General features: G+C 53.6%; 10 protein-coding genes. 9 read left to right on the plus strand and 1 reads right to left on the minus strand.

Features of this window, described 5'->3' with window-relative positions; genetic code table 11:
* The first annotated feature begins 86 nt into the window (after positions 1 to 86).
* The 7 genes from NCS58_RS00885 to dndE all read left to right on the plus strand — a co-directional run bounded on the left by NCS58_RS00885 (position 87) and on the right by dndE (position 9,356).
* Positions 87 to 707: a hypothetical protein gene (locus NCS58_RS00885; protein WP_250537621.1), complete on the plus strand. Its 621-nt coding sequence runs from the start codon at positions 87 to 89 to the stop codon at positions 705 to 707.
* A 12-nt stretch (positions 708 to 719) separates the two neighbouring features.
* Positions 720 to 2,825, plus strand: coding sequence for a hypothetical protein (locus NCS58_RS00890; protein ID WP_250537622.1), 2,106 nt, complete (start codon positions 720 to 722; stop codon positions 2,823 to 2,825).
* Complete coding sequence (locus NCS58_RS00895; RefSeq protein ID WP_250537623.1) at positions 2,822 to 4,039, plus strand: hypothetical protein; 1,218 nt, start codon at positions 2,822 to 2,824, stop codon at positions 4,037 to 4,039. Before NCS58_RS00890 ends, NCS58_RS00895 begins: the two co-directional genes overlap by 4 nt.
* A 350-nt stretch (positions 4,040 to 4,389) precedes the next feature.
* Complete coding sequence (dndB, locus tag NCS58_RS00900) at positions 4,390 to 5,472, plus strand: DNA sulfur modification protein DndB (protein ID WP_250537624.1); 1,083 nt, start codon at positions 4,390 to 4,392, stop codon at positions 5,470 to 5,472.
* A gap of 33 nt (positions 5,473 to 5,505) precedes the next feature.
* The gene (dndC, locus tag NCS58_RS00905; protein ID WP_250537625.1) at positions 5,506 to 6,990 is read left to right on the plus strand and encodes a DNA phosphorothioation system sulfurtransferase DndC; all 1,485 of its coding nucleotides are present in this window, start codon (positions 5,506 to 5,508) and stop codon (positions 6,988 to 6,990) included.
* Entirely contained in the window at positions 6,980 to 9,001 is a 2,022-nt protein-coding gene (gene dndD / locus NCS58_RS00910; protein ID WP_250537626.1) for a DNA sulfur modification protein DndD, read from the plus strand. Before dndC ends, dndD begins: the two co-directional genes overlap by 11 nt.
* Entirely contained in the window at positions 8,991 to 9,356 is a 366-nt protein-coding gene (gene dndE / locus NCS58_RS00915; RefSeq protein WP_250537628.1) for a DNA sulfur modification protein DndE, read from the plus strand. Before dndD ends, dndE begins: the two co-directional genes overlap by 11 nt.
* 138 nt (positions 9,357 to 9,494) lie before the next feature.
* On the opposite strand, the gene NCS58_RS00920 is transcribed toward dndE, so the two are convergent.
* Positions 9,495 to 12,074 carry a DNA phosphorothioation-associated putative methyltransferase gene (locus NCS58_RS00920; protein ID WP_250537630.1) on the minus strand — a complete coding sequence of 860 codons (2,580 nt, stop codon included), beginning with the start codon at positions 12,072 to 12,074 and terminating at the stop codon, positions 9,495 to 9,497.
* Between the two features lie 375 nt (positions 12,075 to 12,449).
* On the opposite strand from NCS58_RS00920, the gene NCS58_RS00925 reads away from it, so the two are divergent.
* Both NCS58_RS00925 and NCS58_RS00930 read left to right on the plus strand, forming a co-directional pair.
* On the plus strand, positions 12,450 to 12,893 hold the full coding sequence (locus NCS58_RS00925; protein WP_250537631.1) for a helix-turn-helix transcriptional regulator: 444 nt from the start codon (positions 12,450 to 12,452) through the stop codon (positions 12,891 to 12,893).
* Positions 12,894 to 13,346: 453 nt separating this feature from the next.
* Positions 13,347 to 14,018 carry a hypothetical protein gene (locus tag NCS58_RS00930; protein ID WP_250537632.1) on the plus strand — a complete coding sequence of 224 codons (672 nt, stop codon included), beginning with the start codon at positions 13,347 to 13,349 and terminating at the stop codon, positions 14,016 to 14,018.
* Positions 14,019 to 14,026 lie beyond the last annotated feature (8 nt).

Here is a 14,026-nt window from a genome sequence, read left to right on the forward strand (position 1 = left end):
AGGGTCACCGCTTATAGCGCGAGAATTGCCCTCGAGTCTCCGCGAGCCATTGCCTTTACCTTTGTAAAACTGAGAACTTCCGATGCATGCGAGATCGAACGTTTACCGACGCTGAAGCGAAAGATATTCCTCGATTACAAGGCGTTTATGCCTTTTTTCTCGACTTGATTTCGCCAGCCAAAATTGGGCTCGCGGGGAAGGGGCCTTGGGATCAATCAACCTTACAGAAGGCAAAGGTTGCTTTAGTGCGACGCGCTCAAAGACACATGAGCATTGCCCACTCGATCGAACTGCAAGGCATGTTGGCGGAGGCAGATAAGACTGGCCCCCTTCAGGCAGCCTATTCAATTTCAGCTCGAAAGAAAACGTCATTCACTTCAGCGCACGAATTAGAACAACTCGCGCTTACAAGCGTCCGGGAATACGCGGAGATAATGCACGAGACGGCGACGTTTTCGCAGCCGCTTTATGTTGGCATCACGTACGAGCAAACGCTGTATGAGCGCTATGTTCAACATAGGGCCGCATTCCGTTCAGACCTCGGGACCCTAGGTTTCGGTGGCCGTGTTCGCGATCTCGAGCTCGATTGGGACGACTTGTTATTTTGTTGCAAACCATTATCCCACCCGACTACAGATCGTTCTGCACTTCGCAAGGCGGAACGTCACCTTCACGCATTGACGCATCCGATTTGCAGCCTTAAATAATAAAGGACCAAAATGTCATCGATCGCACGTAAACTGAATCCGAAGCCCGCACTCTTTGAAAAGTGGGGCACTTTTGGACGATTTCAAACCGGGATGTCCTACCCGATCGAATACATTCTTACGACTTTCGCCGTAAGCGAGCTCCAACACCTAACGTTAGCACAGGACTTGTCACCCTCTGAACCCGATTTTGAATTGCTTATGCAACGGGACATCGACGTCGATCGCGTCGATAAACAAATCATCAAATATTTGAGTCCAGAAAAGACTGAAGCCGAGCTGCGCACACGGCCGACATTCTTTCCGCCTCTCCTGGCCGCCATTATTCCGCTTCGTGGCCGAGAAATGCTCCCCTATTTACCGGCTGAAGTCAGAGAAGAGGCGATGCTGAGCGAGGACGGCGATGCATTCGTACGTAGCTGGGGTAAGCTGGTGCGGATGACATACTACGTCAATCGCGACGGCGATGGCTCGTTCGAATTTGAAAAATCCCCTAGTAATGCAGGAACGGGCGTAAGCGTTGATGCCTTTCCCGTACGGATTCAAATTAAAAAATTTCCAGAATATGGGAACGACGATGGCATTGGACTGGTGGTAATCGATGGCCAACATCGCTTGTCGGCTATCAGGAAATTGGCGACCATGTCACCAGAGTTGCTTAAACAAATGGTCGTCCCCGTATGTCTGATTATTGCTCCTCAATCGACAGAAGCGCGAGAGGCCGATGAACCGTCCCTGACGCTTCCAATTTCGCGGGTGTTCCGAGAACTTTTCGTCGACGTGAACAAAAATGCGGTGGCTGTTGGCGGACATTTTAATTTGCTCTTGGCTGATAGCGACATTGGGAAGTTGGCAGTTAGAGTTTTTTGTGAACAAGTACTTCACTCGTACCAGAAAGAAGGACTAGCGTTAGTAGAGTGGAATGTGCGGAGTGTTAAAGATGCCACTCAGATTACGAGGCGCTATTCACTGACAAGCATCGGCGTGATTGAGTTGGCATTAATGAAAGCAATTGGAAACAAGGCGAAAAGTCGCGGGCTCATGAAGCGGTTGCTTTCCTTGGGCCTGGTTGAACCGCAACTGTATCCAGCCGAGTCTGGATACGACTACCCTAAACCTATTGAGTGGGATCGATTTTCCCCGGCACAAAAACTCATTCTTGAGGATCAGATCAGAATCGAACTGATTAAGAAGGGACTGTTGCGCATCTTTTTTGAGCCCGAAGCGTTTCGTACGGCCCGCACAGAATTTATGGCCGTTGTGAATGAGTATAGAGAGTTCGTTAACAAAAAGGAAAACTTCGAAGCGGCGAGTGCCGTCTTACAGCATGTTCTCGAATATAGGCCGATTCCGGATTCGAATAACGTAGTCCGCGCCGAACTGAAGAAATTCGGTGATACGGTCGGTGGTCGGTACGAAGCCAATACAAACGGAATTATCCGTTACTCAATATTTCAACGTGCCATGATTCACGCGTGGCTCGAACTCGTGGATTTCTTGAGAAATCGAGATGATATCTCGCTCGATCAGATTACGAGTGGATTCATCGCATTACTTGATTTTTGCTTGAAACGGGAGCGAGGTCTATTTTCGGATCGTTCTCGCTACATGTCACATTCGATTTTCAAGGTGGCCGGCGTGATCAAGCCGTCCGAAGGAACTCGTGGAGCACTCACAGCTTTGATCCATGCTTGTCTCGGAAATCGCGACGTTTTGCGAGAATTTGTAGAAAAGTTGGGCGTTGCTTCTGAAGACAGACTTTATCAAGAGCTCTTTGATTTCGGCTTCTCAAAAGCCACCGTATTTGCGACGCACTATCGCACTCAACGGCGTGATGAATTTATCGCATCTTGGGTAACAGATTTTCGTTTGCCACAAGATGAGCGCGATGAGCTTCAACAACTGCAGGAAAGACACGAATCAGTACGAAAAAACCTTCGTGACAAAAAGGCCACGAAGGGAGAGGCTCTCGCCGCTGAGTCAGCATTCCTTGCGTGCGTGAATAGGCATGTCGGCACAGAGGTCGAGTTGGCGACCAAAGATCTTCGGGACGCGCTGGGTTACGACGTCGAGATTGTTTTGGACAACACCCTCGACGGTAGCGAGGAAGAGGAGTGAGTGTCTTCGTAACGTTGCACGATTCAATCGGCGCCGATGATGTTGAAGACGTAATTCTAATGGCAATGGGAAGTTGGCAGAGTGCAGAAGAAACGACGACTGAAGAAGTGGTCGTTTCCTGTGGCAATCTGCCCGCGGATTGGACTGCGACTCGTTTACCGGCGGCGGTACGTTTATATGATGTGCCTAACATCGATGCTTCCTTGCTGCGCGCGTGTACTGCCTTCTGGTTGGGGGAGACGCACCGATTGCACGTGATCGTTGATGCAGACTGGAATGTTGTTCACAAGGAGGAAGCCAGGCATGACGAGTTAAACTTTTATCTCGCCGAGCAACTGCTGGCAAACGGCTTCCTGCTTCCGGCGTCGGCGGTGGCGGGAGCAACGCGACGGCACCTGCAAACCCAGCCACGTCCCTTCCCAGCATCGCTGGCGGAGAGTATCAAGTGGTCCATGCTCCTCGGGGAGTGTATGGAGCGCTGTAGGACGCCTGTTTTTCCAGGCACGGGCGATATTCTGTGCAAGAGAGGTATTGACACTGATTTAAAATTCTTTCTGAAGGCGCAAGTCGATAGCCTCGCAGATCTCGTTCGTGAGCAGCCGGATTTCAAACCGCTTCTAGCGGCTCAATTGAAATTCATGATCGAAGGCACCAACTTGGTCAATGTCGCTTTCAGGGCCACCCGGCCGCAGTACGCAATATTCGCATGGCTTTCGATATTCTTACTTAGAATTTCATACTTACGACATTCAATCAATGATACCGCTGAAGCGCTTGCATTATTGGTGCGCAGCATTGAGTGTTATTCGACATATTATTTGGCAGAAGCCGGTATTATTCGATTCGATTTTGGATCGTTTTTTTGGACTGCGAATAACGTCAAGGTGATCGGCGCCGGCGAATTGTGGAATGAAGTCCTAAATCGCATTGATGACTCGACCAAGTCAGCACTTTCCGTAGCAATTTCAGCAACTGAAACAGTAATAAGGCTGAGAAACCGCGGTTTTTATGGGCATGGCGTACAGAAGCTACCGAAGCAGGTCTTCGCATCGTACTATTCAGACGTGCGTCGAGTGCTTGAGGCTTTTGAGGAAACTGACTCCGCGTCTCACGCCAGATGGACTGTCTTGTGGGACCTATCGCAGCCCCCTTCACTCTCGGTGCTGCGTCCGCTTATCGCTAAGGCTCTGTCGGGCTTCCAGCGGCACAGATAAACAAAACTGCTTCTCACCGGGCTTCGGACAATCACCTGTGCCGCAACAATGCCCCAGCCATTAGTCTTTCAGATTCTTTCGTGAGAGCTGGTGTTCGGAGCGAAGTTCTTGAAGTCTGCATCGTCCATCCGACACAGCTCGCAGCTTGCTCTAGTAGGCGATCGCATTTACACCCTAATTATTCCGGGGGCATTGCCGTCGCGGTTTGGCAATCGGTCATGGGTATTTACCCCTAGCCGCCCCGACCCGTAGTTGCGACGCAGTCCTAGTCAGTCGCACGCCCCCATTTGCCTAGAATTGCCTTCCTGGAAGTGATAAAGTTACGCACGTGACATCATCGATACTGCGTCATGGACGAACAAGGATACTTCCATACTTTTCCGGCGGCGCAGGGGCGACAGGCCGGACGAGATTTTTTCATTGCAATGTGCCCGTTGCGGATGATTCCTCGTCTGTTCGTCTTCGACGAAGAGGAGGTGCCGCCGGAGCTTCGAGCGCAGAGAACGCTCAACCGAGCCCGAGTTCCGGAGATCGCACACTATTTGACAAGCAACCCACAGTCATATGTGTTGTCTGCGCTGACGGCGTCAGTCGATGCACGTGTGCGATTCGTGCCTTTTGATGTGGAGCGCAATGGTTCATTGGGACATCTTCAAATCCCTATGGATGCCAGGATCCTAATTAATGACGGACAGCATCGCCGAGCAGCTATCGAAGAAGCGATACGGGAGACGCCGGAGCTGGGGCAGGACAATGTTCCAGTGCTGTTCTTTGTAGACGAAGGCCTGATGCGCAGCCAGCAGATGTTCGCCGACCTAAACAAGTACGCTGTTCGGCCAAGCAACTCTCTGGGGACCCTCTATGACTACAGGGATCCCGGTTCCGATCTCGCCCGATATCTCGCGGCAGAGTGTCTAGCTTTTCGGGGGCTCACAGAGATGGAAAAGTCGAGCATATCGAATCGGTCGACGAAACTGTTTACGTTGAGTAGCATTAAACACGCAAGTCGGGCGCTACTCAGAAAACAGCTCAAAGACGAAGTGTCTACAGAAGAGAAGCTCGTCGCAAAGGAGTATTGGGATGCGGTGGCAGACAATATTCCTGATTGGGGAAGAGCTCGGGCACGAGAGGCATCTACTGCGGAGCTGCGTCAAGAGTTCATTCACGCACATGGTGTGACTTTGCAGGCACTCGGGATTGCCGGGGCTGAACTACTAGCTAGGCGGCCACGGAATTGGAAGAGCTCTCTCAAGGCCTTGCGGCAAGTCGATTGGTCACGTTCCAATCACAAACTGTGGGAAGGGCGCGCTATGGTGCATGGACGAATCAGCAAAGCCTCCTCGAACGTCCAACTGACAGCCAACAGTATCAAGACTACTTTAGGCCTTTCTTTGTCGCCGGACGAAGCAGAACTAGAGCAGCAGCTCCAGTAATTGCCGTCCCTCCACTGATCGAATCTTGAATAAATGGAACATCTCGAGCTTTCCCGCGAAGACATCCTCCGTGTCTACCAAGCTGACTCCCGGCCTTGGGTTATAGGTTACAGCGGCGGCAAAGACTCCACTGCTGTTGTTCGGCTCGTTTTCGAGGCGCTACAACTACTACCGAAGTCAAAGCGCACGAAGCCCGTCTACATTGTTTCGTCCGATACACTCGTCGAAACACCGCTCGTGGTCAACTTGATCCGCGACACCTTGGCTAGCCTGCGAGTGGCGGCGGCCGAAAAGGGGCTTCCAATTGAGGTCGCGGACCCCGTCACTCCGAAGGTCGCTGAGACTTTTTGGGTGAACCTGATTGGCAAAGGATATCCGGCACCAACGCGTCAGTTCCGCTGGTGTACTGAGCGGATGAAGATCGACCCCGTAAGCGAATTCATCACAGATAAAGTCGCAACTCATGGGGAAGTCATAGTTGTATTGGGCTCGCGCATGCAGGAAAGCGCTTCTCGCGCACAGGTGATGAAAAAACACCGCATCGAAGGTTCGCGGTTGGCGCGACACGTCTCGCTTCCTAACGCCTATGTTTTTACGCCTATCGATCTGTGGAGCGCCGACGATGTATGGGAATATCTGTTCTCTGGCCCGGCCCCTTGGGGCGGCGACCATCAGGCGCTGTTTGACCTCTACAAAGATTCGAATGCGGGCGAATGTCCGCTCGTCATCGACACGAGCACCCCATCGTGCGGGAATTCGCGCTTTGGTTGCTGGGTATGCACCGTCGTGCAGAAGGACCGAGCGATGGACGGGCTTATTGAGACCGGCCACACATGGATGATTCCGCTGCGGGACTTCCGGAATCAGCTCCACGCCACAACGTCGCCCGAGCGAAAAAGCGAGTTCCGGAACGCTCGTCGAAGAGACGGGTCGATCACCGTGTTCGTTAAACAAGAAGGTGCTGAACAGGTTGGTAAGCACGTCCTTGGTCCTTATCGGCTTGAGTACCGGAAACAATTGCTTCGGCAGCTTCTGGAGAACCAATTGTTAGTCAACGAGAACAATCCTGGCGTCGAGTACGAGTTGATCACGAAGCCAGAGCTGGAACGCATACGCGTAGAGTGGCGTCAGGATCCCAACGAGCCCGATTGGGAAGACTCGGTACTTGCAATATATAAAGGGGTAACGGGTAAGTCGCTCGATTGGGATGTCAATGACGACTTCATCTTCACAGGTGAGGAGGCAAGACTTATCGATCGGCTCTGTTCGGAGCAGGGGCTTCCTAAGCAACTGCTCATGAAATTGCTTGAGCTTGAAGTCTCGTATGAAGGATACGCCCGCCGTTCCAATTTGCAGCGGGAGTTGTCTGAACTCCTCTCCCGCGATTGGTCCGAGGATGCGATCGCCGTGCGTCGAGAGACAGACAAGAAGGTCAAGATCGGTAGCTACGTGAAGCAGGAAGAAGATTTGTTGAAAAAATACGCTGAACTTGGAAAGGTATTGGGCGATGCTGCTTGAACGGCTAACAATTAATGACGTTGGAACGTATCGCGGTCAGCACATCATTGACCTTGTTCCGAGAACGAAGTACGGCGTGAAACGGCCGATTGTGCTATTCGGCGGACTAAATGGTGCAGGAAAGACGACGCTTTTGGGAGCAGTGCGCCTCGCGCTTTACGGCCGGCAGTCGGTCGACCTTTCCGTTACGCAGAAGGACTATCACGCCTTCCTCCGAGGCCTCATTCATGCGCCGGCGAACCAGCTCGTCCGAGCAGATCGAGCATATATCGAACTGACATTCGCATACGCCCGCTTTGGAGAGCGAGTCCACTACCGCGTGCAGCGTAGTTGGGTGGACAGAGGCGCGACCGTCGACGAGACGCTACGAGTATACAAGGACGGCGCTGACACGCCACTCCTAGCCGGCGAGCAGGCGCAAGCGTTCTTATCCCAACTAGTTCCTGAAGGCGTATCGCAATTCTTCTTCTTCGACGGCGAAAAGATTGCGGAGCTTGCCAACGACGACGGCAACGAAGTCTTGGCAGATGCAATTCGTCGCCTCTTAGGCCTCGATGTCGCAGACCGCCTTTCAAGCGACCTAAGTATCTACCAGCGCAACCGAAAAGCGTCCGACATGGACGACGGCGTCAAAACGGAGTTGGCAGAGCTCCAGCAACGTCACGACGAGCTTATACGCGGCATCAATGAGGCGGAGAAGTCTTTGACGAACGAGGTCTATCCGCAGCTTGATGCCAAAAAGCTCGAGATGGAGCGTAAGCAGGCTGCGTTGAGTGATCGTGGCGGAGCTTGGGCGGTCGACCGTAACGCTATTGTCCAGGAGCTGGAAGAGCTACGCGAGAAACGCACAGCGCAGGAGGCCCTACTTCGCGAGCAATTGTCCGGATTGGCTATCTTCAACCTTGTACCAAAGCTATCTGTAGCTGTTCTCGGCACGCTTGAGGAGGAGCATGCTCGCGCGGAGCGTGCCGCAGTTGGCCGCGCGCTCGCGTCGAAGATTAGGGCTCTGAAGGCCCAGCTAGCCAAAATTGAAGAGATCCGAAAAAGCAAGCGAATGGTTGATGCGTGTGTCGACAACTGGGTTGAAGCAGTATCGGGCGATTTCGGCGCCGGAGGCGAGAGGCCGCTGCACGGATTGACGGCTGCGGATGCCTCGCGGTTTACGGACGCTTTCAAGCGAGGAGTCGTAGCGGGTGCTCGGGACTTGTTTACTACACATCACGCCGCCGAAAACATCTTGCAGCGCGAGGTCGAGCTCCAGGATAGGCTCTCGCACGCGCCGTCGGATGACTCAATCCGCGATGCATTTGCTGAGCTTCAGGACGCGACCAAGGCAGTTGCTGAACTTGAAATCCGGAAGCGGACGCTGCTCGAGTCTATCCGTAGTCAGGTGTGGGCTGCGATCGACGTGACACGGAAGCAGAAGAAAGCTGAAATGCGACTTCAACAAGTCGGGACCTCAACGCAAGCGGACGTGTTGGCCTCGGATATCCAGGGCGTTCTGACATCCTTCAAGATCGCAGCTGCCGAAGAGAAATGCAATCTACTCAGAATGCACTTCGTCCGGGCTTTCAAGCGCCTGGCAAGAAAGGACGACATCGTTGCCGATGCGCGGATCGACCCGAAGACATTTGAATTAACTTTAAGTGATCGGAACGGTTCAACGATTCCGAAGAAGCGTCTCTCGGCGGGAGAAAAGCAGATTTTTGCAATCGCGATGCTTGAAGCGTTGGCCAAAACCTCGGGTCGGAACCTGCCCATCATCATCGATACACCGCTCGGCAGATTGGACAGTCACCATCGAAGCAAACTCGTTGAATCATACTTCCCGGTAGCGAGCCATCAGGTCATCGTATTGTCGACCGATACTGAGGTCGATCAGATGTTCTATCAGGGTTTGCAGCCATATATCTCACACGCTTATCACTTGAAATATGATCAGCAACTAGGTTACACGAGCGTCGATGAGGGATATTTCTGGAAGCGCGAGGACAATGCTCATGCTGCCTAAGAGGATTCGCATATCAAAGTCCGCGGCGGACACCTTGAAACTGCTGAAGGCAAGGACGGGCGTAACACCAAACATCGTATGCCGTATGGCCCTCCTAACCTCGCTTGAGAGCGGGAAAGAGGGGGGCTTGAAAATCACGGACACAGCCGGAAGCGAGTTCAATGCGCCCACCCTGTTCGGTGAATACGGCCTTCTTTTCGAATGCTTGGTTCGCCAGGTCCATGGGGAGCTCGACAACAAAGCGACTGCAGCGGTGCTAGCTAGTCATATCGACGACGGGCTCGAAGCTCTTCGAAAGTCGCGTTCGTTGCTGGACCTCGTTCGGCACAGCGGGTTAAGCAAACGACCTGCGTGAGACGAGCGAAAATGGGTCATCGCTCGATGCGTTAGTCGGCTCCGGTTGGATTCATGTAATGGCCATTGTTGACCGGCGCCCGCTGGCTCGCGTTCCATGAATTAATGGCCGAGGGGTGAGCGCGGATAGCAAGCACTCTCAATCGTGCCGGCCAACGCGCCCGCCACTATAAAAAGGCCGAGGCATCAGCTTTCCGTCTGGTAAGCGAATCATCATAAACGCTAGGCCCGACGGAACATCCGAGTAACTGACATGGATGGGGCGGTCTGCCCCATAATAGTAGAGGCGGTCGAATGGCGTGTGGTCAATGATCCACTGCGCGACTTCGTCCATAGCTTCGTCGTCGACGATGAAGTCACAAGCGGCGCCTCCACGCTCGCACAAGAGCTTGCCTCTGGCGGAGTGCTCGCAGCTTGAATGTTGATCGAGTTTAGGGGCGATGCTACTTCGGATTTGCTTCGAAAGTTCAGGCGAAGAGAAGCCGTACGTGATTCGAATTGACCCAAAGTAGTCGATCACGGGGTCGAGGACATTGACAGCAAGCGCGTAGAGTGCGTTGTATGTGGAAACATTGAGTGGTAGATTTTGCAAACCCAGTCGACCGCGGGTTTCGCCGCATTCAATCAACTCTCGATAGGTGATGCGGGTACCGCACAACGTGTCTAGGTCTGGGAAAGTCACGCTAGGCGCGACACTCGATCCGGCGATGCGTAACCTATGGGCTTCCAACATTCGCGCGAGTACTTCGGCGGTCGGGCCGAATTCATTATCACCCGGCACACCGATACGATCTAGCGCCTCATCGAAGGCCTGCTGTTCCGCGTAACCCGGGTATTCCTCGTGCAGATATTGACTCTTGCGATATAGCAAGGGCATCGGATATTCGGCGCTACCGTAATCGAATACTTGATAATCAAGCCTTCTCAAGAACACTTTGATCCTACGACGTAGCCTCGGTAGAGGCGACGTGTCAAAGTCCTCGTACTCCATTAGGCTGAGCTTGCCAGAAACAATGTGAATCTTGACGAGCTGGACGTCGCTGACCGAATCCCACAGCCGTAGACCGCAGGAAATGTAAAGGCGCAGGACGGACGGTAAGCGTTCAACAAGGGAGATGTGTATTTGGAGCGAGTGTGTTCCATCGAGATATCCCAATCCAGCTGAAGCCGCTTTCTGGCAAGCATCGAGTATTACATTGGGGTCTGCCGCGCCTTGTAAGAGACGCAGTCCCGCGTCCTGAGCCGTACGGTAAGTGCCAAAGAATGCTTTGATATCGCGTTGAAGCCGCCGCTCCAAGCTTTGGAAAGGCGCCTTGTTATCGAAGCGTTGCATAGCTAGTGTCAAACTCAGCTCGTCGGCACGCACGCGAGTAGCGGCCTCAAGGAGCCGGAGATCAAAGTGTTTTCGGAGCCGGCGCAAGGCTTCGTTGACGCTTCCGAATTCCTCGAGCAGAAGTGCCCCACCCAGCACCTCCTCAAGCTCTGGATACCGGCCGAGCTCCAACGTTGTTGTCCATAACGATTCTAGTTTCTGCCGCTCGGCGTTTAAGAGTGCGTCCGCCGCAAGCAATCTATCCGCTTTAACCGTTGATCGGGGGCGATGGATTTGATGCACGCGTGTCAAGGTTCTCGATATTCCGCGCCGTCGATATCGATTGACTATGAAACGCTGTTCTGCGTCGGACGTCGCAAAAACGAACGCGATTCCTGGTCCGACCATGAAGACGTCTCGACCGAGTGCGACTTCAAGATAGTCTCGGAATCCTGCCTGCGTGAAGTACTTCTGAAAAGTATTCCTGGAAGTCAATACGCCATCTCGAAATGGCCTCCCGGTTGCAGTACCCGTATCTAGCATCACGCCAACGCAAAGGACCACGTTTGTTAGCGCAAAAGCCTTGGTCAATGCCTCCGTGCGTTCAGCTGCATCTTCAATGACATTGATGACAAACCCGAGATTGACGACGTCTGCTTTTGCGAACGATTCAGCGGGACGATAGTATGGATCCCAACCTGATGCCAGGATCCCGACGGCACCCAACGCATTTATGTCCCCGCCCTTCCCGCATCCGTAGTCAAAGAAGGTCCGTCCAGGCTCTAGATAACCGTACCTTTGTAACAATTGTACGGGCGCTGAGATCGAGTTGCGTGCAAGCGCAGTCAAATGCCTTGGGACGGCCCCGGCATCGCATGCCTCAGTCGATATTTCATCCGCAGTGGAAACAGCATTGCCCAGCGGAGAAATTGAGTGACCCACGACCTGCAAACCCTTCTCACGGAGCACCTTGTCCCAGTTTGCAGAAAATCCAATGGTTCGCGTGTCGTCAAATAAACCAAACGCCTCAGCTGTCGCAGTTAGCTCCGCCCACTGGGAATAGCTTGGGTGTTTATTTCCGACCAGGAGCTCCTTTCTGTGGAGGATCGGAGGATTAAGTGAATCTAGGTAATGGCGACACGAGGTGGGTTCCCGTGCGCCGTCAGGAACGACCCAAGAACGTGCCAAGCGAGGAAAGGGTTCGTCGAAGAACTCGGGATAGTCGAGAAGAGTGACGCGTCGAGTTTGAGAGTTGTACTTCGCTATATTCGGCGTCGCATCAGTGCAAGCAGACACCGCCCGGACGGCAGCTTCTATTCGTGATCTGACTTCCGCATCTTTCAGCTGCCCGACGGCCGAGAGATGAATATAGAAGTCGTTGACTACGATCTTACCAATGGCAGCCATTCGCTCACCCTTGGACTTTCAACTTGCGTTTCTTAGTGTAACTCGCTAGGTGTGGCTGCGCTCACCGCACCATCCGCTTCCTTTCGCGCCATCGGCGGAGACTACTCGACTATACCCTCGCAGCCGAGACAATCGCGCAGTGTGTTGAGTCCACACGGCGTTTTCGTGCCGCGAAGCATGAAATCGATACACAAAGAATCGATAACGGGCCCTCGTGGAACACCGAACCGGCGAAAGTCACGAAAAATCAATAACTTGCCCGCAATACACAACAAGTATCTATAAAAATATCTATAAAAATCAATAAGTTACCGTAGACGCGGGAAGAATCTTGTAGCACCATTCCTAGACCAACTGATCACCGCACTGGGTTACATGAGTCCGTTCAGCATCCTTCTTCACGAGTTCCGCCTGCGCAGCAACCTTAGGCAATCCGACCTCGCCGAAAAGCTCGGATACGAACAGTCGTACCTCTCGTCTCTGGAAGTGGGGCGCAAAGGGCGGCCGACGCGCGAATTTGTGCTGAAGGTTGTCGAAGTTCTGAGCCTGCGCGATCAAGACGCTGAAGAATTGCTACAGGCATGGGAAGACTCATGCCGAACGATCGAAATCCCTGCTGACGCGCCGCGAGCGCTGTACGAGGCCTTGAATGAAATTCGCAGGGCGATGGACCACCTTTGCCCAGCTCAGATCGAGATTTTCCGCCAAACCGCGCGAATGACTGGCGAGTCGCTCGATGATCACAAGCCCGACAGGCTTCGTATCAAGCGGCGCAGAGACCGACCGATCAAACAGATGGAGGACACGGAAATGGAGTGAGACAGAAAAGCAAAAAGGCGAGCTAAGCGCTCGCCTTTTCGTGGAGAACAAGAGACGTTGCTCCGGGCTCCGTAGAGCTAATACTCACTGTTGGCGCATTGAGTATTGCTCCCGGCTGTCCCGAAGTCAACTCCCCTCTTGTTCGTCCAGTGACCGCGCGCGTCTGCATTGCCAGAGGCAGGCATTTGTACGCCCCCGTTCAGCACTGCGGGCGCGTGAAACACATGTCTGTTCGGTGCCGCCAAGTCATTGCGTCAGACACGAAGGGGAGGAACGAACTTATGGACTAGGCAACAAAACGTGATCGCGGCGGTCTACAAGCCATCGCGACGGTTTCGCCGACGGAATGCCGTCAGACGCGTGCGTAGACGGACTACTACGCGATGACCACCAATTGCCTCCAAGTGCCATTTTTCATTTGCGCGCCATCGCACGGTGCGCAGGAGCATGCTCATGCCTACGAACCGCAAACGTTCCTGCAGTGAAATCCGCAATGACATGATTTCGGAGTGGCAAATCGCGCAGCCACGTCGCGTGCGTCGAATCGTGACCCGATCAGGTCGCGGCGTCCGTGGTGTGTTTCCTAGCCGGAAATCCTCGAAGCCGGCCGAGTTCGAGAGCCTCGCCGAAGAGATGGCGCTGCTCGTACTGGAAATCGCGACATCGATCACGCATATCGAGACGCAACCGACTGTCTTTGAGTTCTGTGACAGCGATGCGTCACGTCGATACACCCCGGATATCGCCACTCAGTCAGCCGTAGGCACGACCTACTTCGAAGTGAAATACGACAAGGCGTTGGCTCCCGACGGTGACACCGTTACCCGACTGCGACGCGCAGTCAACCACCTGCGAGGCGAAGGCCACGTACTTCGATTCCTGCTTGAGAGCGAACTCGCAGCGAGCCATCTGCCGAACAAGATCCGTGAATTGCTACGCGCCCGCCCGCCGAGAGGCCGCTATCGGGCGAACATTGACCCGACGCTTTGGGACCCGGAGTGCGGAACCAGTCCTGGACCCGCGATGCTTGAACGATGGCAGTCCGCCCAGCGACAGTGCGACGAGTTGCTTGCGCGAGTCATGCGCCGGGATCCTGACGATCTGCTTCCCGCTGAACAGCGCTGAGGGAGGAA

Source organism: Caballeronia sp. INML3B, from assembly GCF_023631305.1.
Lineage (GTDB): Bacteria > Pseudomonadota > Gammaproteobacteria > Burkholderiales > Burkholderiaceae > Caballeronia > Caballeronia turbans.

Coding starts and splice junctions, on each gene's coding strand:
- NCS58_RS00885 (WP_250537621.1), top strand. CDS start 87: ATGCGAGATCGAACGTTTACCGACGCTGAAGCGAAAGATATTCCTCGA.
- NCS58_RS00890 (WP_250537622.1), top strand. CDS start 720: ATGTCATCGATCGCACGTAAACTGAATCCGAAGCCCGCACTCTTTGAA.
- dndB (WP_250537624.1), top strand. CDS start 4,390: ATGGACGAACAAGGATACTTCCATACTTTTCCGGCGGCGCAGGGGCGA.
- dndC (WP_250537625.1), top strand. CDS start 5,506: ATGGAACATCTCGAGCTTTCCCGCGAAGACATCCTCCGTGTCTACCAA.
- dndD (WP_250537626.1), top strand. CDS start 6,980: ATGCTGCTTGAACGGCTAACAATTAATGACGTTGGAACGTATCGCGGT.
- dndE (WP_250537628.1), top strand. CDS start 8,991: ATGCTGCCTAAGAGGATTCGCATATCAAAGTCCGCGGCGGACACCTTG.
- NCS58_RS00920 (WP_250537630.1), bottom strand. CDS start 12,074: ATGGCTGCCATTGGTAAGATCGTAGTCAACGACTTCTATATTCATCTC.
- NCS58_RS00925 (WP_250537631.1), top strand. CDS start 12,450: ATGAGTCCGTTCAGCATCCTTCTTCACGAGTTCCGCCTGCGCAGCAAC.
- NCS58_RS00930 (WP_250537632.1), top strand. CDS start 13,347: ATGCCTACGAACCGCAAACGTTCCTGCAGTGAAATCCGCAATGACATG.